Origin of the sequence: Saezia sanguinis (assembly GCF_963921665.1) — a bacterium.
Lineage (GTDB): Bacteria > Pseudomonadota > Gammaproteobacteria > Burkholderiales > Burkholderiaceae_C > Saezia > Saezia sanguinis.
On record NZ_CAWUGC010000001.1, the window covers coordinates 104,953 to 128,778 of the forward strand.

At 53.3% G+C, this 23,826-nt stretch carries 21 protein-coding genes and 1 tRNA gene; 15 read left to right on the forward strand and 7 right to left on the reverse strand.

All coding sequences use genetic code 11. The features are described from left to right. Positions 1-23: 23 nt before the first annotated feature. The gene (locus AACY98_RS00495) at positions 24-512 is read left to right on the forward strand and encodes a YajQ family cyclic di-GMP-binding protein (protein WP_339800226.1); all 489 of its coding nucleotides are present in this window, start codon (positions 24-26) and stop codon (positions 510-512) included. A gap of 67 nt (positions 513-579) precedes the next feature. Here the strand turns inward: AACY98_RS00495 and AACY98_RS00500 are convergent, their stop codons facing one another. The 5 genes from AACY98_RS00500 to AACY98_RS00520 form a co-directional block, all read right to left on the reverse strand. Next, the gene (locus AACY98_RS00500; protein ID WP_339800228.1) at positions 580-1,218 is read right to left on the reverse strand and encodes a hypothetical protein; all 639 of its coding nucleotides are present in this window, start codon (positions 1,216-1,218) and stop codon (positions 580-582) included. 212 nt (positions 1,219-1,430) lie between these two features. Beyond that, entirely contained in the window at positions 1,431-1,793 is a 363-nt protein-coding gene (locus tag AACY98_RS00505; protein WP_339800231.1) for a RidA family protein, read from the reverse strand. A gap of 4 nt (positions 1,794-1,797) precedes the next feature. After that, positions 1,798-2,424: a glycerol-3-phosphate 1-O-acyltransferase PlsY gene (gene plsY / locus AACY98_RS00510; protein ID WP_423817506.1), complete on the reverse strand. Its 627-nt coding sequence runs from the start codon at positions 2,422-2,424 to the stop codon at positions 1,798-1,800. Between the two features lie 117 nt (positions 2,425-2,541). Then, entirely contained in the window at positions 2,542-3,036 is a 495-nt protein-coding gene (gene ybaK, locus AACY98_RS00515; protein WP_339800236.1) for a Cys-tRNA(Pro) deacylase, read from the reverse strand. A gap of 17 nt (positions 3,037-3,053) precedes the next feature. After that, a complete protein-coding gene (locus tag AACY98_RS00520; RefSeq protein WP_339800239.1) occupies positions 3,054-3,581 on the reverse strand; it encodes a GNAT family N-acetyltransferase in 528 nt (175 codons plus the stop codon). 329 nt (positions 3,582-3,910) lie between these two features. On the opposite strand from AACY98_RS00520, the gene prfB reads away from it, so the two are divergent. The 4 genes from prfB (at position 3,911) to AACY98_RS00540 (ending at position 8,968) form a co-directional block, all read left to right on the forward strand. Further along, positions 3,911-5,009, forward strand: a protein-coding gene (gene prfB, locus AACY98_RS00525; RefSeq protein WP_339800943.1) for a peptide chain release factor 2 whose coding sequence is annotated in 2 segments (ribosomal slippage) — positions 3,911-3,991 and positions 3,993-5,009 — 1,098 coding nt in all. Because the reading frame shifts where the segments join, the coding sequence is not laid out codon by codon here. A gap of 93 nt (positions 5,010-5,102) precedes the next feature. Then, on the forward strand, positions 5,103-7,808 hold the full coding sequence (pepN, locus tag AACY98_RS00530; protein ID WP_339800242.1) for an aminopeptidase N: 2,706 nt from the start codon (positions 5,103-5,105) through the stop codon (positions 7,806-7,808). A gap of 3 nt (positions 7,809-7,811) precedes the next feature. Then, the gene (locus AACY98_RS00535; protein ID WP_339800245.1) at positions 7,812-8,807 is read left to right on the forward strand and encodes a class 1 fructose-bisphosphatase; all 996 of its coding nucleotides are present in this window, start codon (positions 7,812-7,814) and stop codon (positions 8,805-8,807) included. A gap of 85 nt (positions 8,808-8,892) precedes the next feature. Next, positions 8,893-8,968, forward strand: a tRNA-Thr gene (locus AACY98_RS00540). Positions 8,969-9,033: 65 nt separating this feature from the next. On the opposite strand, the gene AACY98_RS00545 is transcribed toward AACY98_RS00540, so the two are convergent. Together AACY98_RS00545 and sstT are read right to left on the reverse strand one after the other, a co-directional pair. Continuing rightward, on the reverse strand, positions 9,034-9,975 hold the full coding sequence (locus AACY98_RS00545) for a DUF1152 domain-containing protein (RefSeq protein ID WP_339800248.1): 942 nt from the start codon (positions 9,973-9,975) through the stop codon (positions 9,034-9,036). 56 nt (positions 9,976-10,031) lie between these two features. Beyond that, a complete protein-coding gene (gene sstT, locus AACY98_RS00550) occupies positions 10,032-11,261 on the reverse strand; it encodes a serine/threonine transporter SstT (protein ID WP_339800250.1) in 1,230 nt (409 codons plus the stop codon). A gap of 304 nt (positions 11,262-11,565) precedes the next feature. Here sstT and AACY98_RS00555 point away from each other — a divergent pair, with 304 nt between their 5' ends. The 10 genes from AACY98_RS00555 to AACY98_RS00600 all read left to right on the forward strand — a co-directional run bounded on the left by AACY98_RS00555 (position 11,566) and on the right by AACY98_RS00600 (position 23,823). After that, on the forward strand, positions 11,566-11,967 hold the full coding sequence (locus AACY98_RS00555; RefSeq protein WP_339800253.1) for a hypothetical protein: 402 nt from the start codon (positions 11,566-11,568) through the stop codon (positions 11,965-11,967). Positions 11,968-12,075: 108 nt separating this feature from the next. After that, positions 12,076-13,191 carry an alkene reductase gene (locus tag AACY98_RS00560; RefSeq protein WP_339800255.1) on the forward strand — a complete coding sequence of 372 codons (1,116 nt, stop codon included), beginning with the start codon at positions 12,076-12,078 and terminating at the stop codon, positions 13,189-13,191. Between the two features lie 392 nt (positions 13,192-13,583). Then, the gene (locus AACY98_RS00565) at positions 13,584-14,507 is read left to right on the forward strand and encodes a MurR/RpiR family transcriptional regulator (protein ID WP_126979906.1); all 924 of its coding nucleotides are present in this window, start codon (positions 13,584-13,586) and stop codon (positions 14,505-14,507) included. Positions 14,508-14,514: 7 nt separating this feature from the next. After that, entirely contained in the window at positions 14,515-15,477 is a 963-nt protein-coding gene (locus AACY98_RS00570; RefSeq protein WP_339800261.1) for an isoaspartyl peptidase/L-asparaginase family protein, read from the forward strand. Between the two features lie 24 nt (positions 15,478-15,501). Next, the gene (locus AACY98_RS00575; RefSeq protein ID WP_339800263.1) at positions 15,502-17,406 is read left to right on the forward strand and encodes a dipeptide ABC transporter ATP-binding protein; all 1,905 of its coding nucleotides are present in this window, start codon (positions 15,502-15,504) and stop codon (positions 17,404-17,406) included. A 76-nt stretch (positions 17,407-17,482) separates the two neighbouring features. Continuing rightward, positions 17,483-19,033 (forward strand): glutathione ABC transporter substrate-binding protein GsiB, encoded by a 1,551-nt coding sequence (gsiB, locus tag AACY98_RS00580; protein WP_339800266.1) that lies wholly within the window; start codon positions 17,483-17,485, stop codon positions 19,031-19,033. Positions 19,034-19,222: 189 nt separating this feature from the next. Next, positions 19,223-20,773, forward strand: coding sequence for a glutathione ABC transporter substrate-binding protein GsiB (gene gsiB, locus AACY98_RS00585; protein WP_423817498.1), 1,551 nt, complete (start codon positions 19,223-19,225; stop codon positions 20,771-20,773). A 146-nt stretch (positions 20,774-20,919) separates the two neighbouring features. Next, complete coding sequence (gsiC, locus tag AACY98_RS00590; RefSeq protein ID WP_126979901.1) at positions 20,920-21,840, forward strand: glutathione ABC transporter permease GsiC; 921 nt, start codon at positions 20,920-20,922, stop codon at positions 21,838-21,840. Between the two features lie 23 nt (positions 21,841-21,863). Continuing rightward, on the forward strand, positions 21,864-22,745 hold the full coding sequence (gene gsiD, locus AACY98_RS00595) for a glutathione ABC transporter permease GsiD (protein ID WP_239442298.1): 882 nt from the start codon (positions 21,864-21,866) through the stop codon (positions 22,743-22,745). 28 nt (positions 22,746-22,773) lie between these two features. Beyond that, entirely contained in the window at positions 22,774-23,823 is a 1,050-nt protein-coding gene (locus AACY98_RS00600) for a P1 family peptidase (protein ID WP_339800270.1), read from the forward strand. Positions 23,824-23,826: the final 3 nt, after the last annotated feature.

Here is a 23,826-nt window from a genome sequence, read left to right on the forward strand (position 1 = left end):
GAATTGCGGAAAGGATTTGACGTATGCCATCTTTTGATACTGTACTAGACCCGAATATGGTTGAAGTGCGCAACGCAGTGGATCAGGCCAATAAAGAAATCGGCACACGCTTTGACTTTAAGGGCACCGATGCCCGCGTGGAGCTTAAAGATAAAGAGCTGACGCTGTATGCCGACAGCGATTTTCAGCTGAACCAAGTACGCGATGTGCTGCTGGGCAAAATGACCAAACGCAACGTGGATGTACGTTTTCTGGACCTGGGCGCCAAGCCGGAAAAAATCGGCGGCGACAAGCTCAAACAAAAAGTGGTGGTGAAAGCAGGTATCGAAACCGAGCTGGCCAAAAAAATCGTCAAACTGCTCAAAGACAGCAAGATGAAAGTGCAGGGCAGCATTCAGGGCGATGCTGTGCGGGTGCAGGGTAACAAAAAAGACGACCTGCAGGCCGCTATGGCGCTGATTCGCAAAGAGATGACAGATGCACCGCTGTCGTTCAACAATTTTCGCGATTGAGGTTCGTGGCAGACCAGAACGCAAGGGCAGTCTGTTATATCGGGGAAATGATCAAATGACGTAGAGGTTAAGGCAGTTTTCTGATTGCTGTTTTTGCTACAGGCTTGCGCCATGAGATCAAGACGCCAGCTTCTCCGCAGCATTGATTGACGTGATCGAGGTTGTTCATATCTACCTTCCACAGCCACATGCGGTTCAGTTTTTCCAGTGAACCATGGATAGCATTGCTTTCTATCCATTCTCTGAGTGTGCTACCGGCAACATCGATGTCAAGATGATGATCATTGATGATGTTAATGGGGTAAACCATTCTTAACATGCTGTTTTGGTAACGTGCTTGCCCATTGTAAAGGCCTGGGAGTTCACGTTTCCAGGCGGAGCTGTTTTCATATGGAAATATGTTGACGAAATTGTTGCCGGTTGCATAGTAAAAAGCATCGGTGACTTCCGAGGCAGAGTAAGCTATCCCATAGGAAAAACAGGCTAGGCGATCTAATTCTTTGATCAGGGCAATCAGTTCTTCAAAGTGCGTGCCTGTGTCGGGATATTGTGCATCGACATGAAAAAAACCACTGCCGAATGTATTTGTGGAATACCCAAAAGAAGCCAGCCACGGCTTGGCGGTTTTGTTCTGGCAATACAACCTGAAAGCACTGGCTTGATTGGCGAGAATTTTCTTTTTCAGATCGGCAAACGAGGTTTCCACAATGGTGTGATCTCCCGGGTGATCTCCTTTTTTCAACAGGTATTGGTAATACCCGGAGCCTGTAATATTGGTACGGATGCTGGCGAAGAATGAATCACCCAGTGCATAAGCCTGTATGGGAGTGAGTGTATCTGTGTTGTAGATAGCGAAACCTGCGTACATGTCCTTGTTTTTCTACAGAAAAGGAGGGGGTTGAAGCAAGGGCATAGACATCAGCAAGCTGCCTTAACCACGATTTCAATTTTGTATGCGGGGTTAGCAAGCGCAGCCTGCACAGTGGCGCGTGGCGGGGCATTGCCAATAGCGGAGCCTTGGCCAATCCACTCATCCCACACCACATTCATGGCGGTGATGTCTTTGATGTCGGCCAGATAGATCTGCACGGAAAGCAGGCGTGATTTGTCGCTGCCTACCTGTGCGAGCAGGCGGTCAATCATGCCCAGCACTTCGCGGGTCTGCCCGGCAATGTCTTGTGTCAGGTCTTCGGGAACCTGTCCGGCCAGGTAAGCCACACCGTTATGCACAGCCATTTCTGATAAGCGTTTGCCGACGTGATAGCGCTGGATAAGCGACATGGGTTTACTCCTTCTTTTTTCCGATTTTGGATTCTTTGTGGGCTAATAGGTTTTGAATGTTTTGTTTATGACGGTAGATCATCAGCACGACAATGATGATGATGGCCGCCAGTATTGGCATGCTGGCGGGGTGGCCCTGAATGAAATAGTAGTAAATGGGTGCGCAAATGGCTGCAACCAGGGCTGCCAGGGAGGAGTAGCGGAATACAACCGCGATCAGCAGCCAGGTGGCAAGTATCGCCAGACCTGTCAAAGGTGAAAGCCCCAGTATGATGCCAGCGGCTGTGGCAACACCTTTGCCACCCTTGAACTGGAAGTATACAGGGTACAGATGCCCTAAAAATGCACCCAGAGCAACACCTGCAACCACGTATGACGACCAGCCGAGCCGGGGTGCCAGCCAGAGTGCCAGAACGGCAGGAATATAGCCTTTAAGCGCGTCAAACAGCAATGTCAGGATGGCCGCCTTTTTGCTGCCGGAGCGAAGTACATTGGTAGCCCCGGGGTTGCCGCTGCCATAGGTGCGCGGGTCTTGTATGCCCAGCGCGCGGGTGACGACAACGGCAAACGAGATAGAGCCTAACAAATAGGCTGCAATGATGGCAATGGCAGCGGTTAGGATAGACATGATGGATATAAATGGGTGGTTGAGTGGCGTAAAAAGGTCGGTTTCAAAGGGGTCAGTTTGTGAGGGATGTTCATTATAGGGTGAGTTCAAACCTGTTTTGTAAAACCGGTGGCTCAGGGGTTAACCATTTTCTAAAGCGCATTGCACGGGCTGTGCCCCCAAGGGGCTGGTCAATGCCTGCGGTGATATTTTCAGCAGGAAACCGCGTTTGCCACCGTTGATGAATATTTCGGGCAAATCCAAAATACTCTGCTCAACGTAAACCGGCATGTTTTTACGGGTGCCAAAAGGCGATGTGCCGCCTACCATGTAGCCGCTGTGGCGTTGGGCAATGTCGGGCTTGCAGGGTGTGACGCTTTTGGCCTGTATCTGACGTGCCAGGTTTTTGGTGCTGACCTGCATGTTGCCATGCATCAGGATGATGAGCGGATGCTCTTTTTCATCCTGCATGACCAGGGTTTTGATGACCTGGTGTTCATCTGCGCCGAGTTGTCTGGCTGCCTCGCCAGAGCCGCCATGGTCTATGTAGTCATAGGTGGCCGTGGTGAATGCCACACCGTGCTGGCGCAGCCATTGGGTGGCCGGTGTTTCTGAGCTGTGTGCTGATTTAGCCATGTGTTGCTGCAAGGGGCTTATTTTGCTGCCGGGAAACCTTTGGCCAGTGTTTGCAGTGCCGGTCCGGTGACGCGGCAAATGCGCCACTCCTGCATCATTTGCGCGCCTGCGGCATGGTAAAAATCAATGGCCGGCTGGTTCCAGTCCAGTACGCTCCATTCAAAGCGCCCGTAGTCCCGCTCTACAGCAATGCCTGCCAGGTGTTGCAACAATGCTTTGCCAATGCCATAACCACGCCATTGCGGCAGTACAAACAAGTCTTCCAGGTACAGGCCGGGCTGCGCCAGGAAGGTGGAAAAGTTCGGGAAGAACAGCGCAAACCCCACCCGGTGAACCTGTTGCTGCTGGTCCTGAATTTCTGCAATGACGGCTTCTGCTGCAGGGCGCGGGCCGAAAAGCTGGGCATGCAGCATTTCCGGTGTGCTTTCGACCATATGGGTCAGTTTTTCGTATTCTGCCAGCGCAAGGATGAGTTCTTGTATGGTGTTGACATCGTCCGGGGTTGCCGGCCGGATGTGGACGGAAGTGGTTTGTTCGGTTGACATGGTTAGAATGGGCAAAAAGCGTTAAATCACGGTGATTTGTTATAAAACTATATATTATGGCACTCTTCGTTTTGTGATGGTATGGGTTGTGAGTGTGCCGGTGGGCTTATCCCGACTGGTGGGGCATGCCTGATGTGCGCTCAAACGCCGTGAAATTAGCTGATGCCGACAGGTTATTTTCTCGTTGTCTGCAAGGATGTTTTCTGTGCTTGCTCTGCGAAGTTGCTATACATGAGAAAATTACCGGGCTAAAGGCTAATTTGTCTTGTGACAAGCTGGGCCTATATACTTGCGACTTACAGAATTTTAGGAATTAGAGGCGATCAATGATGGAAGCAGAACAAATCAATGCCATTCGCGATCAGCTGCATGATCTGACGCAGCGTTCGCAGGATTTACGGAGGTATCTTTGACTTTGATGCCAAACAGCATCGTTTAAATGAAGTCAATGCGGCACTGGAGCAGCCAGATGTCTGGAATGAGCCCAAGCGTGCCCAGGAATTAGGCAAAGAAAAGCGTACGTTGGAGAATGTGGTGCTGGTGTTGGATGACATCACCCAGGAGCTGGCTGACAACAGCGAGCTGTTTGAGCTCTCGGAAGACGACGAGGATGCGCTGCAAACCATCGGTCAGGAAGCCGACAAGATTCAAGCGCAGGTGGAACAGCTTGAATTCCGCCGTATGTTCAATAACCCGGCAGACCCGCTCAATTGTTTTCTGGACATTCAGGCTGGTGCCGGTGGAACCGAGGCGTGTGACTGGGCCTCTATGCTGTTGCGCCAGTACCTGAAATACTGTGAGCGCAAAGGTTTTAAAACCACGCTGGAAGATGAAACCCCGGGCGATACGGCAGGTATCAAGGGGGCAACGATTCATATTGAAGGTGAATATGCCTATGGCCTGCTGCGTACCGAAACCGGTGTGCACCGGCTGGTGCGCAAGTCGCCGTTTGACTCTTCAGGTGGTCGCCATACCAGTTTTGCCAGTGTGTTTGTGTATCCGGAAATTGATGACTCGATTGAGGTGAATATCAACCCGGCAGATGTGCGGGTGGATACATATCGTGCCAGTGGCGCAGGTGGGCAGCACATCAACAAAACGGATTCGGCCGTGCGTTTAACGCATATACCGACCAGCATTGTGGTGCAGTGCCAGGATAGCCGCAGCCAGCACAGTAACCGCGATGTGGCCTGGCAGCGGTTGCGCTCGCGCCTGTATGACTATGAAATGCGTAAGCGCATGGAAGAACAACAAAAGCTGGAAGACAGCAAAACGGACGTGGGCTGGGGGCATCAGATCCGCAGCTATGTTCTGGACTCCAGCCGGATAAAAGATCTGCGTACCAATGTAGAAGTCTCCAACACCCAGAAAGTGCTGGACGGCGACTTGGATATGTTTATTGAGGCGAGCCTGAAACAAGGCGTGTGATATTGTGCAGATGTGCGAGAACACAAGGGGAGGTTGTGCCCTTGTGCATATACGCGACTTATTGATATATAACTGGTGACCAAAGAGAACATTATGCAAGACGCTGCTTTAAAATCTATTCGGCGCGAAAATTATGCTGCTCCCGCGTACTGGATCAGCGATGTAAATCTGACTTTTGACCTGGACCCGGCCAAAACGCGTGTGCTCAACCGCATGCGGGTGCGACCCAATACCCATATCACACGCCCTGAGCCGTTGCGGCTGGACGGTGAGGAGTTGGATTTGGTGCGTGTACTGATCAACGGGCAGGGCGCAACTTTTCGCATTGAGGAGTCTGAGCGTGGTAACCAACTGGTGATTGAGCAGGTGCCGGCAGAAGAGTTCGATCTGGAAATCTTTACCATCTGCAAGCCTGAAAAAAACACCACATGCCAGGGGCTTTATGTGTCGCAGGGCACGTTTTTCACCCAGTGTGAGGCGGAAAGTTTCAGGCGCATTACCTACTTTTTAGACCGGCCAGACGTCATGGCTGAATATACGGTGATGCTGCGGGCCGATAAAAAACAGTATCCGGTATTGCTTTCCAATGGCAACCTGCTCGATCAGGGCGATTTGCCCGATGGCCGGCACTATGCAGTCTGGAATGACCCGTTTCCCAAACCCAGCTACCTGTTTGCGCTGGTGGCAGGCAACCTGGTTTGCCGTGAACAGCGCATCCGGTCAGGGGTGGGCAAGTCGCATCTGTTGCAGGTGTTTGTGCGCTCAGGAGACCTGGATAAAACCGAACACACCATGAATTCGCTGATGCATGCCATTGCGTGGGATGAAGCCCGTTTTGGCCTGCTGCTGGACCTGAACCGCTACATGATTGTGGCCGTGAGCGACTACAACATGGGCGCGATGGAAAACAAGGGCCTGAATATTTTCAACACCAAATATGTGCTGGCAAACCCCTCCACGGCAACCGATACTGATTTTTTCAATATCGAAAGCGTTGTCGGGCACGAATATTTCCATAACTGGACGGGTAACCGTGTCACCTGCCGTGACTGGTTTCAACTGACGCTCAAGGAAGGCCTGACTGTTTTCCGCGATCAGGAGTTCAGCATGGACATGGCCGGCACAGCCAGTGCCAAAGCCATTAAACGCATTGAAGACGTGCGCGCTTTACGGACCGTGCAATTCCCTGAAGATGCCGGCCCCATGGCGCACCCGATACGACCTGACGCCTACGCGCAGGTGGATAACTTCTATACAGCCACAGTGTATGAAAAAGGGGCTGAAGTCATCCGCATGATGCAAACGCTGGTGGGCCGCGAAGGCTTTGCCAAAGGCATCAGCCTGTATTTTGAACGCTTTGACGGCAAGGCCGTGACCTGCGATGATTTTGCCCAGGCCGTTGCTGACGCCAATCCGCATTCCGAGCTGGCAAAACATCTGCCCCAGTTTAAACGCTGGTACAGCCAGGCCGGCACGCCCCGTATCAAAGCCAGCGGCTGGTATGATGCAGGCAACAACACTTACAGGCTGACACTTTCACAAAGTTGCCCGCCTACGCCGGGGCAGCCGACAAAAGAACCGTTTGTCATTCCGGTGGCCGTCGGGCTGATTGCCGCCAGCGATGGCGGTGAAATGCCAGTGCAGTTTGCCAATGAAGAAATTGGCCAGGACGGTACCCGCATTCTGACCCTGACCGAAGCAGAGCAGAGCTGGACTTTTGTCAACTTGGATACAGAGCCCGTGCCTTCACTGCTGCGAGGCTTTTCAGCACCGGTGATTCTGGAAATGCACATGTCCGATGCGCACTGGCTGACCTTGCTGGCAAACGACACCGACCCGTTTAACCGCTGGGAAGCAGGGCAGCGGCTGGCGCTGGATCGCGCGATCCGGTTTGTCAAAGACAATGCCGAGGTACAACTGGATGCACCTTTTGTCGATGCCATGCGTGCCGTGCTGCGCGACGAAAAACTCGATGCCGGTTTCAAAGAACTGGTGTTGACGCTGCCTTCAGAAGTCTATTTGGCAGAACAGTTTGACGTGGTTGACCCGCAGCGTATTCACCAGGTGCGGGAAGCCATGCAGCAGCAACTGGCTGAACTGCTTTACGGCGACTGGATTGCTGTATGGAATGCCAATCAGCCAGCAGGTGGCTATCAGTTGAACCATGTTGCGGCAGGGCAGCGTGCCCTGGCAAACCTGGCGCTGTCATGCATTTGCCGCGCCGCGGCCAAAGAAGGCATGGCGGTATGGGAAGGCAAGGCTTACCAGCGCTTTAAAGATGCAGATAACATGACAGACCGACTGGGTGCCTTGCGTGCATTGCTGGCATGCCGCAGTAAACTGGCCCAGCCTGCGATGGAGCGCTTTTTAACGCAATACCACCATGAAGCATTGGTGGTAGATAAATGGTTTACCCTGCAGTCTACCGCCAGCGACCATGACGGCGATGTGCTGCCGCGTGTACGCGAGTTGCTGAAACACCCCGACTTTTCATTGAGCAACCCCAACCGTGCCCGCAGCCTGATGAGTGCCTATTGCCAAGCCAACCCGGCAGGCTTTCACCGTGCCGACGGCGCAGGTTATGCCTTCTGGGTGGAGCAGGTACTTGCACTGAACAAACTGAATGCACAGGTCGCTGCACGGCTGGCGCGTGCGCTGGACAATTGGCGTAAACTGGCGCAGCCCTACCATGAAAAAGCGCAGGCGGCGTTGCAGCAGGTTGCTTCACACACCGATCTGTCGCCTGATGTGAAAGAAATTATTACCCGGGCCCTGGCACTGCCTGAACAAGGAGAATAAGGTATGAAAGCACCTGTGACGCTGATGCAATATTTGCTGGAGCAGCAACGCAGCGGAAAACTGCCGGCTGAACTTTCGGTACTGATCCTGTCCGTCGCGCAAACCTGCCAGCGCATTGCCGCAGCAGTACACCAGGGTGCCCTGGCAGGCGTGCTGGGAGCTGCTGGCAGTGAAAATGTACAGGGTGAAGAACAAAAGAAACTTGACATCATTGCCAATGAAATGCTGGTGGCAGGGTGCGGATGCATGGGCGTGCTGGCAGGTATGGCCTCGGAAGAAATGGACGAAATCCTGCCGGTGGATGCAGCGGCTGCCCAGGGCGACTACCTGCTGCTGTTTGACCCATTAGACGGTTCTTCCAACATTGATGTCAATGTGAGCATTGGCACCATTTTCAGTGTGCTCAAACGCACCGGCAGTGGCCAACTGACAGAAGCTGAATTCCTACAACCCGGGCGCGACCAGGTGGCCGCAGGCTATTGCCTGTATGGCCCGCAAACCACGCTGATGCTGACTGTGAAGCAAGGGGTGGTCATGTTTACGCTGGATACCACGACAGGGGAATTTGTACTCACCCGTAAAAATGTGACCGTACCGGCAGATACCAAAGAATTTGCCATCAACATGAGCAACATGCGCCATTGGGCCGAGCCGGTTCGCCGCTATATTCAGGAATGCCTGGATGGCACCGATGGCACACGCGACAAAAACTTCAACATGCGCTGGGTCGCTTCTATGGTGGCTGAAGTGCACCGTATTTTGTCGCGCGGCGGTATTTTCATGTATCCGTGGGACAAGCGCGAGCCTGAAAAACCCGGCAAGCTGCGCCTGATGTACGAAGCCAACCCGATGAGCCTGCTGATTGAACAGGCTGGCGGCAAGGCTACCAATGGCAAAGAGCGTATTCTCGATATTCAGCCTGAAAAGCTGCACCAGCGGGTTCCGGTCATACTGGGTGCGCAAAACGAGGTGGAGCGGGCCACCTCCTACCATTCCTGATGGCCTTTGGAAAAGCCGCTTTTCAGGCTAATCTGTAAGCGGCTTGCCTGGCATTGGCAACATGCACTAAAATAGCTACCTTGCTGCCGGATTAGCTCAGTTGGTAGAGCAGCTCATTCGTAATGAGAAGGTCGGGGGTTCGACTCCTCTATCCGGCACCAGAAATCTTAAAAGCAGTCTTAAAAAGGCTGCTTTTTTTATGGCTGTCTGAAATAAACGAATAGAATCAAAAAGGAATTTTTCCTGTCGCACGGCGTGTGTTCATTGCGCGGTACAGCTTAAAGCACTGAGCTACTTCCGTCATGGTTTGGCTATTAGCGATTTTGGATGCAAATTTAATTTTTGATGCAATGCCTTGAAGGGTAAAGAACCAGTATATGCTCATAAAAGGGTTGATAAAAAGCTCGCTACCCTTTGTTTTTTGCGTGGCGTGATGGTTGCCGAACTCTCCCTGTATTGAACTGGCAATTGAGTTGGCTACGATACTTTCAGAGGATGGCATCTGCTGGTTTAAATAGCTGACCAGTTCCAGGTAACTGCCTGCTTCACTCATTTCTGTAGTGAGTGAGATTGCGCCTTTATATGTACCATCTTTTGCAAGGGTGGCGATATTTTCAAGGCAGGCATAATGATCCAGGTGGTGGAATTGTTCCACCCCGAATCCTGTAGCAACAAGGTAGCTTTTTTGAATGCCAGTTTGGGATGCTGCGATGATGGAACATGCGTCTTCTACAATGGTTGCTACGCCTGTTTCGTCACCAAACATCAAACTGTCTGTACCTCCATCAATCAGTATGATGGTATCAATATGATACTGCTGGATCAGTGTTGAATAAGCATGGCTTAACGGGACAACACCCAGTTCAGTTGAAAAACCAAACATATCTGGATATTCACCACGTGCTTGAAGCCATTGAAGCATGTGCTTTTCCGGAAAATAGGGGATCGTTTTTGAGTCGGCTGTGATATGGTACATGCCCGGGCATGGCTCTGCACTTTCTGTTTCAGAGAGCTCTGTAAAAGAGAGGTTTGCCAAAACGACATTTTTTCCAAGTGTGCGTAAATAGTAGTAAATTGGAATGCCGCTAACAATATCAAACCCGCCTCCTGCACCTGCAAGAAGGATGGAATGTGATGTTGATAATTCTTTAAAAAAAGGAAGCTGCATTTTGATATATTCGAATAAATTGTCCTGTTATATTTATGAGGGTTCGGGATGAGCTTTTATGCTTTGGCTGCCTTGGCTTTTTCTGCCATATCCACCGCACCGATAAATACCACGTCGGTGGATGAGTTCAGTGCAGTTTCGACAGAATCCTGAATGATGCTGATGCTAAAGCCAATGGCAATGACCAAGGCAGCGGTTTCGTTTGAAATGCCAAACAGGCTGCATGCCACCGGGATCAGCAGCAGTGAACCACCCGCAATGCCGGAGGCACCACAGGCGCATATGGCGGCAACAACACTGAGCAGCAGTGCCGTCATCATGTCCACCTGCACATTCAGGGTAAAGGCAGCGGCCAGGGTCAGTACAGTGATGGTTACAGCCGCACCGGCCATGTTGATGGTAGCGCCCAGCGGCACGGCAACCGAGTAGGTTTCTTCATTGAATCCCAGTTTTTTGCACAGTTCCATATTGACCGGGATGTTGGCTGCCGAACTGCGGGTAAAAAATGCCGGGATACCGCTTTCACGCAGTGCGGTGAATACCAGAGGGAACGGGTTGCGGCGGGCCACGAGAAAGACGATCAGCGGGTTGACAACCAGTGCCACAATGGCCATGCATCCAACCAGTACAGTCAACAAGCGGGCGTAGTTGCCAATTTCGTGAAACCCTTCTTTACCGGACAAGGTGGCGGCCACCAGGCCGAAGATACCAATGGGTGCAAAACGGATAACGATTTTGACGATAAAGGTAATTGCCAGGGCAAGGTCCCTGATGAGCCCTTTGGTGGCGGGTGCTGCATGGCGCAAGGCAATGCCTAGCCCGACGCCCCAGACGATCAGGCCTATATAGTTGGCATTGACCAGTGCACTGACCGGGTTGTCAAACATGTTGTTGAGCAGGGTGACCAGTACTTCTCCAATGCCGCCGGGTGCGCTGACGGTTTCTGTGCCTTCAAGTTTGCCCAGCCGAGTGGGGAAAAGGAAACTGGCAATGACTGCAATGAGCGCAGCACTGAAGGTGCCAATGATATAAAGTCCGATAAGCGGCCCCATATTGCTTTTGCGGCCCTGCTCATGGTTGGCAATGGAGGAGGTGACCAAAAGCAGGACAAGGATAGGAGCGACGGAACGCAGTGCTTTGACAAATATGTCTCCCAGCAGGCTGACAGATTGGGCCGCCGATGGTGCAAAGTAAGCCAGAAGGGCGCCCAGAATCATGCCGATAAGGATCTGGGTGACCAGGCTGACGCGGTTGAACCAGTGAATCAGCGAGTTTTGTGGATACATAATGTGTATGACCTGTGTTTGTTATTTTTGAAACCGGGGCCTGACGCTGTTTTCTGATGGAGTAACAGCAGTGCAGGGAGCTGGTAAAGCCTTTCTTTTGGATACCAAGTGTGTGATTATAGACTGTGCCTGTTGTCTGCTGTCGCGGGGAAGCGGATGTATGTGCTTTTTTGATAAGGTTGCCTGTCTTGCTTGGTCGCTCTGAGGGTAATGCGTTGCGCTGGAAAATGTCTGCCTGTAGTTGTTGGAGCATAATGGTTGCTTATGTTTGATTTGGTTAACGAACGAAGAAAGAATGATCGCTGTGAGTGCACAAAAGAAGTGGGTTTTGGGTATGGTGGGCCTGGTGTGTTTATTGGTTGGGCTGTATTTGCAGTTCAGGTCGGCAGTATCTGCCGAGGATCGAGAGGCCTGTGAGGCGTTTGTCCGTCAGGAATATGGTCATGGAGCGGATATGCAGGCACTTCAGACGTTGCTGGACAAATGCGGCGAGCCGGGCATGGTTGCCATGATGAGTGCCCGTGCTGACCGGGCGGGCGCTTCCCAGGTGGCGCAGCATATCGCGGCAGCCAACCAGGGAGATTCGATGCTGCATTTATTGAGTATGTTTTTGATCGGGCTGGGTGCGGTGGGGTGTGTGCTGCTGGTGATTCCAGGCAGAATGCTTCAACGCAATGCGCAGAAAGGGAGCCAGGCCGATTCATAAGGAGAGCAGGGTATCCCTTTTGAAAAAAGGTGTTCATGGCTTTGGTTGATTTTTAGCCTGTAATGCAGGTACCATTGCTGGCAATGTATAACAATGATAAGGAACGATATGGCAAAGACTTTGTTTGATAAAGTAAATATGGGTACGGTGGCGCTGGCAAACCGTGTTGCAATGGCTCCGCTGACGCGTAATCGTGCACCTGATGGTGTGCCGACAGCCATGATGGCTACTTATTACCAGCAGCGTGCAACGGCAGGGCTGCTGATTTCCGAAGGTACTTCCATTACACAGGAAGGGCAGGGGTATTCGGATGTGCCTGGGTTGTATACGGCCCAGCAGGTGCAGGGCTGGAAGCAGGTGACTGCGGCAGTGCATCAGGCTGGGGGACGCATTGTCACGCAATTGTGGCATGTGGGGCGTGTTTCGCATACGGCATTGCAAAAAGACGGGCAGGCACCGGTGGCGCCTTCGGCGATTCAGGCGAAATCACGCGTTTATGTGATCAATGCAGATGGCACCGGCGGTTTTCTGGAAACGTCTATGCCGCGTGCTTTGCTGGCCGAAGAACTGCCGCGTGTATGTGATGATTACCGCCATGCCATGAAGGCCGCAGTTGAAGCCGGGTTTGATGGTGTGGAAATTCATGCTGCCAATGGTTACCTGCTGGATCAGTTTTTGCGCTCAGGCGCCAACCACCGCACCGATGTTTACGGTGGCAGCGTTGAAAACCGTGCCCGTTTCCCATTGGAGGTGGTGGCGGCAACCATAGAGGCCGCAGCCGGGCACCCGGTCGGAATCCGGATTTCACCTGCAGCACCCGCCAATGGTCTGGAAGACCCGAATCCGCAGGAGGTGTTTGATTATTTTGTGGCGCAGCTGGCCAAGTTCCCGCTGGCGTTTGTTCATGTGATTGAAGGTGCAACCGGCGGGCCGCGTGATTACCAGATAGGTGGCAAGCCGTTCGATTATGTGCAACTGAAAGCGGCTTATACTAAGGCCGGCGGCAAGGGGCTGTGGATGGTGAATAATGGTTATGACCGTGCCAGCGCACAAAAAGCCGTGGAAAGCGGCTACGCCGATATGGTGTCATTTGGGCGGGCGTATATTGCCAACCCGGATCTGGTGCGCCGCCTGCGTGACGGTTCGCCTTTGAATACACCGGATCAAACCACGTTTTATGGGGGTGGTGAAAAAGGTTATATTGATTACCCCGCATTACCCTGAAGCCGGTTGCTGAATCGGGTGTCTTGATAAAAGGCCGCGGCGATGCGGCCTTTTATTTGAGTGGGATCATGCGAAATATACAAATTTGATGCACATCAAATTGAACGACAAAGTGGCGTAACGTGAATATTTTTTGTTGTGTATGGCGTGCAATGACAATATTTTGTCTGATTTAAGTGACATATTCATTGCCTGGTTCTTTGTCATGGGACAAAAGAAAAAGAAATATCCATCCAGCTTGTCGGTTTCATTCAAAAGAATCATGACGGTTCGTGATTTTTGTTTTAGTATGATCAAAAATTTACATTTTTATCTATTTTGTAATATTTTTTACAAATTGCAAATATGTATAACCGTGGGCGTTTTGATGGTTGCAAGCGGGTGCACAGGCAATGGCTGATATTGAGGAAAAGATCGTACAGGCAATACCGAGTCTGACAAAGTCGCACCGGTATCTGGCTGACTATGTGCTGAAAAACCCGCTGAATGTGGTGACCATGCCGATTGACGAGCTGGCAGATGCTGCCGGCGTGTCGGTGGCCACGGCGAACCGTTTTGCACGGTCTTTGGGGTTTGATGGTTATGCTGCTTTTCGCAGCGAGCTGGTGCGCGGGTTTGAGCCCTTGCTCACGCCGGTGAACCATTTGCGCGGCAATCTGGCAACGCCCACAACGGTGCCTGAGGTATTTGCTTCGGTGATGGAAGAAAGTGTGCGCAACATCGAGGCCACCCGAAAGCGTTTGAATGTGAAGTCCTGCGAGCGGGCGGTGCAGGGTATTTTGCAGGCGCGCCGTGTTTATATTCTGGGGCTGGGGACTAGTGCCTGGCTGGGTGGTATGCTGCACCATGGGCTGGATTCGTGTTGTGACCATACGCAACTGCTGGTATCCAATGGTGGTGTGATGCATGCGGTGCGTTGCCTGGCGCGCAGCGGCAAAGAGGATATGCTGATTGCAATTGCTTTTCCGCGTTATCTGGATGATACAGTACGCTTGGTCGAAATTGCCAAGAAGAGAAAAGTCAAGGTGATGGCACTGACAGACAGTCCCCGCTCACCACTGGTGCCGTTTGCGGATGTGCTGCTGTATGCGCAGACGCAGTCGCGCTACCGTTCTAATTGCGAAACAGGCGTGCTGGCGCTGATTGAAGCGCTGGTCAGTGCAGTATCGCTGCGTACGCCTGATGCCATTGAAGTTGCCAACCGGATTGTTGAGCACGCCATACCGTGGTTTGCCCGCAACCGATTGGGGGTTATTGACAATCAGCCGGTGGCAGCTCAGAAAAACAGCCGTACATACCGAAAGAAGAAAGGTTAAGGAAATTATGGGAATTCCAGTGATTGCCATTCATGGCGGGGCCGGCGCGTTAAGCGGTCTGGATGAGCATCAGGCCAAGCCTTATCATGACGGGTTGCGTTATATATTACAGCAGGCACAGCAGGCATTGCAGGAAGGGCAGAGCGCCATGGATGCAGTGTGTCTGGCAGTGTCGCTGCTGGAGGATAATCCACTGTTCAATGCCGGACATGGCGCGGTGTTTACGCATGACGGTACGCATGAGCTGGATGCCGCAGTGATGAACGGAGCCGATTTGCGTGCCGGTGCGGTGGCGGGTATTTGCCATATCCAGCATCCGGTGCTGGCGGCGCGTGCAGTAATGGAGGATGGCCGCCATGTGCTGCTGGCCGGGGCCGGGGCGGAAAAGTTTTTGCGTGAATACGGCGGGCTGGCGTGGGTGGAGCCGGATTTTTTCTCTACGCCGATGCGCCGAGAGCAGTTGGAAAAAGCCTTGCAGCAAGAGCGTGTTGCGCTGGATCATGATGTGGTTGTTAGTCAAAAAGGTCCGCAACCGCCGATTGATGAAAGCCGCAAAATGGGAACTGTTGGTGCGGTGGCGCTGGATCAGTACGGCCACCTGGCGGCGGCAACCTCTACCGGCGGTATGACTAACAAGCATGCAGGCCGCATTGGCGATTCTCCCCTGATTGGCGCTGGTACTTATGCGGATGACCGGGCCGCAGCAGTTTCATGTACCGGACATGGCGAAATGTTCATCCGGGTAGCGGCGGCATATGACGTGTGTGCCAGAATGTTGTACGCCAAGCAGACGCTGGAGCAGGCCACGCAGCAGGTGATCATGAAAACGCTGCCGCCCATGAACGGGCGCGGCGGGCTGATTGCTGTGGATGCGGCGGGCAATGTTTGCATGCCGATGAATAGCGAAGGCATGTACCGGGGCTATGCACGTGGTGCGACAGAACCGGTGACGGCCATTTACGCTGAGTGAAAACTATAGGATTGAAGGATTAGGATGTCTGCAGGGTTGTCTCAAGAAGTGCAAACGCCAGCCGGGGTGTTGTTGCCTGACCAGTGTGTCGTATCTGTCAAAGGGCTGACGGTGCGTTTTGCCACTTCAGAACGGACCGTGGATGCGGTCAAGGGGCTGGATTTTCATGTGCAGCGGGGGGAGACTCTGGCGATTGTGGGTGAATCGGGCTCAGGCAAATCGGTGGCATCTTTGTCGGTAATGCGTCTGGTGGAATATGGTGGCGGGCATATCATTGGCGGGGAAATGCTGTTCCGGCGTCGCAATGGAGATATTCTGGACCTGAAAACGGCGTCCGAATCGACCATGCGCCGCATTCGGGGCGCGGATATCGCGATGATTTTTCAGGAGCCGATGACTTCGCTTAACCCGGTGTTTACTGCCGGCGACCAGATTGCCGAAGCCATCATGATTCACCAGGGAAAGTCGCATACTGAGGCGCTGGCCGAGGCGCTGCGCATGCTGGAGCTGGTGCGTATTCCGGAAGCGAAAAACGTGCTCAAGCGCTACCCGCATCAATTATCCGGAGGCATGCGCCAGCGGGTCATGATTGCCATGGCCTTATCGTGCCGCCCGGCGCTGCTGATAGCCGATGAACCGACCACGGCGCTGGATGTGACGATTCAGGCGCAAATTCTGGAGTTGATGCGCGAGCTGCAACGGGAAATGCACATGGGCATTGTGTTCATTACCCATGACATGGGGGTGGTGGCAGAGATTGCCGACCGTGTACTGGTGATGTACCGTGGTGATGGTGTGGAGGAGGGGGATTCCGAACAGGTTTTTTCAGCGCCGCAGCATCCTTACACACGTGCGTTGCTGTCAGCAGTGCCCAAGCTGGGTGCCATGAATGGTACCGATTATCCGGCCAAGTTTGAGTTGCTGGATGCGCAGAGCCAGCCTTTGCTGGGCAGTGCAGATACAGCGGAAATCGTGAATACGGCACGCTATGATCAGGCGCCGATTTTGCGTGTGCAAAATCTGGTCACGCGTTTTGAGATCCGGGGCGGTATTTTGAACCGGTTACAGCGCGAGGTGCATGCGGTAGAGCATGTCAACTTTGATCTGTACCCCGGAGAGACATTGGCTTTGGTCGGGGAGTCGGGCTGCGGCAAATCGACCACGGGCCGTTCATTGCTGCGACTGGTGGACAGCCAGGGCGGACGCATTGAGTTTGACGGGCAGAACATTCTGGATTTGCCAACCAGGCAGTTGCAGCATCTGCGCAGGAATATTCAGTTTATTTTTCAGGACCCGTTTGCTTCGCTGGACCCGCGTGTGACGGTCGGATTTTCCATTATGGAGCCTTTGCTGGTGCACGGTATCGCTTCGGGCGCACAGGCGCAGGAGCAGGTGCGCCAATTGCTGGAGCGGGTCGGATTGCCGCCGGAATATGCGCAGCGTTATCCACATGAATTTTCCGGTGGCCAGCGCCAGCGTATTGCGATTGCGCGTGCGCTGGCATTGAATCCGAAAGTGGTGGTGGCCGATGAGGCGGTATCGGCCCTGGATGTGTCAATACAGGCGCAGATCGTGAATCTGATGATGGATTTGCAGAAGGATCTGGGCATTGCCTTCCTATTTATCTCGCATGACATGGCCGTGGTGGAGCGTATCAGCCACCGTGTGGCGGTGATGTATCTGGGGCAGATTGTTGAAATTGGCCCGCGCCGTGCCATTTTTGAACATCCGCAGCATGCCTACACAAAACGCCTGATGTCGGCCGTGCCGGTGGTGGATCCGTCCCGGCGCCACCAAAAGCATGAGTTACTGCAGGGGGAAATTCCGAGTCCGGTTTTCCCGTTGGGTTATGAGCCTGTAATTAAGCCGATGGTAGAAGTGGGGCCGGGGCATTTTGTGGTTCAGCATCCGATTACTGATGAGTATTGATGAGGGTCGCGCTCTGTGGCAAAAGAGCACGCCTTATGGTGAATAGGGGTTTATTCTTTTACAAAGGAGTCTTCTGATGAGAAATCGATTTGTAGCAACGCGCCTGCTTGCAGGTATTATCGGGCTGGCCGCCCTGACAGGTGCCGGTCATGCGCTGGCGCAGACCAGTGTTGTGCTGGCCATTGGACAGCAACCGGAAACGCTGGACCCGTACAATACCAACACCACGTTGACACAGGCTGTAACCAAGTCTTTTTACGAAGGGCTGTTCCAGTTTGACAAGGACTTGAATGTGAAGCCTGTGCTGGCAGAAAGCTACACGGTTTCAGATGATGGCCTGGTGTATACCTTTAAACTGCGCGCCGGGGTGAAATTCCATGACGGCACAGAATTCAACGCGGAAGCGGTTAAAGTCAATATCGACCGTGTACTGAACCCGGCCAATGCGCTGGCGCGTTATAACCAGTTTAACCGTGTGGAACGGGTGGAAGTGGTGGACCCGCTGACAGTGCGCTTTGTGCTCAAGGAGCCGTTTGCGCCGTTCATCAACTCGCTGGCACACTCTTCAGCAGGGATGATTTCGCCCAAAGCGTTGCAGGAGTACGGCAAGGACATTGCCTTCCATCCAGTGGGCACCGGGCCGTTCAAGTTTGTGGAATGGCGTCAGACCGACCATGTGAAGGGCGCCCGCTTTGAAGGCTATTGGCGCCAGGGCTATCCGAAGGTGGATAACATCACCTGGAAGCCGGTGCTGGAAAACAGTACCCGTGCCGCGATGCTGCAAACCGGCGAAGCGGACTTTGCATTCCCGATTCCGTATGAGCAGATCAATTCGCTTAAAAGTAACGCAAATCTGGATATCCTGACCTCGCCTTCCATTGTGACGCGTTATCTGGCGATGAATACGCAGCAAAAGCCGTTTGACGATGTGCGTGTGCGTGAGGCGGTGAATTATGCGATCAACCGCGAAGCCTTGGGTAAGGTGGCATTTAACGGCTTTGCCTTCCCGGCGCAGGGGTTTGTGCCGCAGGGCGTAGGCTATGCGCACAAGATGGAACCATGGCCGTATGATCCGGCTAAAGCGCGTGCATTGCTGGCCGAGGCCGGATACCCCAACGGGTTTGAAACCGTGCTGTGGGGCGGCTATAACAATTCCACCACGGTGAAGGTGTTGCAGTTCCTGCAGCAGCAACTGGGGCAGGTTGGTATCAAGGTCAGCGTACTGGCGCTGGAGCCAGGCCAGAGAACCGAGTGGGTTGAAGGCTGGCAGGATCCTAAAACATCACGTGTACGCATGTATTATGCAGGCTGGTCTGCTTCTACCGGTGAGGCAGACTGGGCGTTGCGCCCGCTGCTGACCACAGAAGCATGGCCGCCCAAGCTCAACAATGCAGCGTATTACAGCAACAGCAACTTTGACAGTTATATTGCCGCCGCATTGAAATCCACCAGCGACGACGAGAAGCGTGACCTGTACCGTAAGGCGCAGGAACTGCTGTATGTCGACCTGCCGTGGGCACCCCTGGTGACCGAAGAAACCGTGTATGCGCGTAACAAACGCTTAAGCGGTGTGTATGTGATGCCTGACAGCAATATCAATTTCACTGAAATTGCTGTAACGAAGTAAGGCCGTAATGGGATAGAGCCGGCAGAGCTGCCGGCTCTGCCTGGCATGTATCTGCACAGTTCAACGGTGCAGGTACCCGGCTTTTTGAAAGGGCAGAGATTTAATGATGATTAATGATAATGAGGGTGTGTGAATACGCCCTGGTGATTTGCAGTAAGGATTGGATAAGAAACAGGAGACATGATTAATATGACGTATCGATTTGGATTTTTCCGCCTGTTAGCGGTTTTTTTGATGGTGGTGGTGATGGCATGCGCCATGCAGGCCAGGGCGCAAACGCGTGTTGTGCTGGCCGTTGGCGGGCAACCCGAAACGCTGGACCCATATAACACCAATACCACCATGACCATGGCAGTGACCAAATCGTTTTATGAGGGACTGTACCAGTTTGACAGGAACTTTGAGATCAAGCCTGTATTGGCACTGCGCTATACCGTGTCGGATGACGGGCTGGTTTATACGTTTGAATTGCGTTCAGGGGTGAAGTTTCATGACGGCACCGTTTTTGATGCGAACGCTGTCAAAGTGAATTTTGACCGGGCCAAAGACCCGGCCAATGCGCTGGTACGCTATAACCAGTTTAACCGCATTGAACGCGTGGAAGTGGTGGACCCTTTGACGGTGCGTTTTGTACTGAAGGAGCCGTTTGGGCCTTTCATCAACACCATCGCGCATCCATCGGCGGCCATTATTTCTCCCAAAGCATTGCAGCAGTATGGTAAAGATATTGCTTTTCACCCGGTGGGGACCGGGCCGTATACTTTTGCCGAGTGGCGGCAGACCGACTTTATCAAAGGCACCCGGTTTGAAGGCTATTGGCGGACAGGTTATCCCAAGGTCGATGAGGTGATCTGGATGCCGGTGATGGAGAATAACACCCGCGCTGCGATGCTGCAAACCGGCGAAGCGGATTTTGCTTTTCCGGTGCCTTACGAACAAGTGGATGGGCTTAAAAGCAACCGCAGTCTGCAGGTGATTACAACGCCGTCCATCATGATGCGCTATCTTTCGTTCAACATGCTGCATAAGCCGTTTGATGATATACGGGTGCGCCAGGCGATCAACTACGCCATTAACCGCGAGGCACTGGCCAAGGTGGCATTCAACGGTTACGCTTTCCCGGCGCAGGGGTTTGTGCCGCAGGGGGTAGCCTATGCGCACAAGATGGCGCCGTGGCCGTACGATCCGGCCAAAGCACGGGCGCTGCTGGCCGAGGCGGGTTATCCCAACGGGTTTGAATCAGTACTGTGGGGCGGTATCAACAATACGACCACGCAAAAGGTATTGCAGTTTTTGCAACAGCAGTTGGGGCAGGTTGGTATCAAGGTCAGCATACTGGGGTTGGAATCAGGTCAGCGCGCGGGTTGGGTGGAAGGTGCGCCTGACCCTCAAACCGCAGGTGTGAGGCTTTATTACATTGGCTGGTCCACCTCAACAGGAGAGGCTGACTGGGCATTGCGTCCGCTGCTGTCTACGCAGGCCTGGCCGCCGGGGCTGAACAATACGGCTTATTACAGCAGTGCGCAGTTTGACGCTTATCTGGAGCAGGCTTTGAAAGCAACGGGTGATGAAGATAAACGGACGATTTATCAGAAAGCACAGGAACTGCTTGCCGTTGATTTGCCATGGGCTCCGCTGGTTACAGACGAAATAGTCTATGCCCATAACAAGCGGGTGACGGGGATTTATGTGCTGCCGGACAGCAACATTGATATTAACGAGCTGGCAGTGAGTGAGTAGCAGGCAGGGGAGCAGAAGTGCAGGAGAGGTGATTTTGGGCTGATTTATAAGTGCGTGTGGATTTTTCCGAACGCAGGGGTTTATGGTTTAACAGAGAACAATGCGGTGAGTTACATGGCTGATCTGCATGGATGTGGTTGGTATTTATGCTGAATTATTTTTTGAAGCGGTTGCTGGGGTTGATTCCAACCCTGCTGATTGTGGCAGTCGCCATCTTCTTGTTTGTTCACAATTTGCCAGGCAGCCCGGCCCGCCTGAAAGCCGGGCCCGATGCCGATGCGGAAACGGTGGCCTTGATTGAGCGTGAAATGGGGTTGGATAAACCGCTGCCGCAGCAGTTTGTGACTTACTTTGTCAAATTGTTTCAAGGTGACCTCGGGACGTCTTTTAAAAGTAACCGGCCGGTTTTCACAGAAATTGCAGAGCGGTTCATGCCCACTTTTTTACTGACGCTGGCCAGTATGGTGTGGGCGGTGATTTTCGGCATGGTGATTGGCATAATTTCTGCTGTGTACCGTAACAAGTGGCCGGATCGCGTGGGGATGACGCTGGCGGTGTCGGGCTTGTCTTTCCCGGCGTTTGCGCTGGGGATGCTGCTGATGCAGATTTTTTCTGTGCAACTGGGCTGGCTGCCGACGGTGGGGGCTGACTCATGGAAGCATTACATTTTGCCTTCAATCACCCTGGGAGCATCGGTGGCCGCAGTGATGGCCCGGTTTACGCGCGCTTCATTTGTAGAGGTGGTGCAGGAGGACTTTGTGCGCACAGCACGCGCCAAAGGTGTGGCTGAGCGTGTGGTGCTGCTCAAGCACTGTTTGCGCAATGCGCTGATTCCGGTGGTCACGATGATGGGGCTGCAGTTTGGTTTTCTGCTCGGCGGGTCCATCGTGGTGGAGGCGGTATTCAACTGGCCCGGGCTGGGGCGCTTTCTGGTGGAATCGGTGAGCAGCCTTGACTATCCCTGCATTCAGGCATTGGTCTTGCTGTTCTCGCTGGAGTTTATTCTGATCAATTTGACGGTGGATATGCTGTACGGGCTGATCAATCCCACCATTCGCTATAAATGAGGTGATTAGGCATGGCAGATTCAATGACAACAACAGTTTCTTCTGCTTCGACTGCGGTGCGTACGCCATGGAGCGAGTTCTGGCGCAAGTTCCGCAAACAGCATGTGGCGTTGATCGCACTGGTATTTATCGTGATTTTGGTGGTGCTGGCGGTTTTGGCGCCATGGATCACGCCGTTTGACGCAGAGAATTTCTTTGACTATGACCGCTTCAACGAAGGTCCCTCCATGGTGCACTGGTTTGGTGTCGATCCGCTGGGGCGCGACATTTTCAGCCGGATCATCATGGGTGCGCGTATTTCTTTGTTCGCCGGCTTCTTTTCCGTGATGCTGGGCGCCGTTATTGGGGTGTTTCTGGGGCTGCTGGCGGGGTACTATGAAGGCTGGTGGGACAGAATTGTGATGCGCATTTCGGATGTGCTGTTTGCATTTCCGGGTATTTTGCTGGCACTCGGGGTTGTGGCGATGCTGGGTTCCGGCATGCTCAATGTGATTGTTGCGGTATCCATCTTCAGTATTCCTGCGTTCGCGCGCCTGGTGCGCGGCAATACACTGGCGCTGAAAAACCAGACGTTCATTGAGGCCACGCGCAGCATTGGGGCGAGTGACTGGACGATTCTGGTGCGGCACATTCTGCCCGGGACGATCTCGACCATTGTGGTGTATTCCAGTATGCGTATTGGCACGTCCATCATCACGGCGGCAAGCCTGTCGTTCCTGGGGATGGGGGCTCAGCCGCCAACGCCCGAATGGGGGGCAATGCTCAACGAGGCACGTGCAGATATGATCAATGCGCCACATGTGGCTATATTTCCGGCGCTGGCTATTTTCTTCACGGTACTGGCTTTTAACCTGCTGGGCGATGGACTCAGGGATGCATTAGACCCCAAGATTGACAGGCTGTAACCAACCCAAACGCATGATGAATATGAAAATGCCTCATATAGGCCGTTTTGCCGCCGGGCCTCTGAATGCGATTACCGATGTTGCAGGCGTGACTGTAGGGCATGCCACGCTGGATGCGGGTGATGTTCAGACCGGCGTGACGGTTGTACGTCCGCACCAGGGCAATGTGTTCATGCAGCGTGTACCGGCCGGGGTGGCTGTCATTAACGGGTTTGGCAAAAGTGTCGGGCTGGTGCAGGTTGAAGAATTGGGGGTGCTGGAAACGCCCATTGCGCTGACCAATACGTTTGCCGTTCCGGCCGTGTCGGCAGCACAGATCAGGCAGTGTGTTAAAGATAATCCGGCCTGCGGGCGGGATTTGCCGACCGTGAATCCGCTGGTGCTGGAGTGTAATGACGGCTATCTCAATGACATTCAGCAAATGGCGGTCAGTGAGGCGCATTATCTTGAGGCGTATGCGTTGGCACAGAGCCGTTTTACACAAGGGGCTGTCGGTGCTGGGCGCGGCATGTCGTGTTTCAAGCTGAAGGGCGGAATCGGCTCGTCTTCCCGCGAGGTTGCTGTTTCAGCATCAAAGCGCTATCGGGTAGGGGCACTGGTGCTGGCCAATTTTGGCCAACTGGCGAACCTGACTGTTGCCGGGTGTGCTGTGGGGAAAGACCTGGCTGCTTTGCCGCACACTGAATCGCACGGTGCGGACAAGGGGTCGATTATTTTGCTGGTGGCGACCGATGCGCCATTGGATGCCAGGCAACTGCACCGGCTGGCGGTGCGTGCTGGCGCGGGTTTGGCCCGTACCGGGTCATTCTATGGGCATGGCAGCGGGGATATTGCGTTGGCCTTTTCGACGGCTTATACGCTGCCGCAGGATGTTTTAAACGATCTGTATGAGGTGGCGCTGCTGCATGACAATTTGCTGAACGATGTTTTTGAGGCGGTTGCCGATAGCATTGAACAGGCGATTTTGTCTGCACTGTGGCATGCACAGACGCTGACGGGTAGGCAGGGGCATCAGCGCCTGTCTTTGCTGGATGCGCTGGCAGGGCTTCCGCTGGAGAGGCGGCCTCATTGGTGTTGAAGG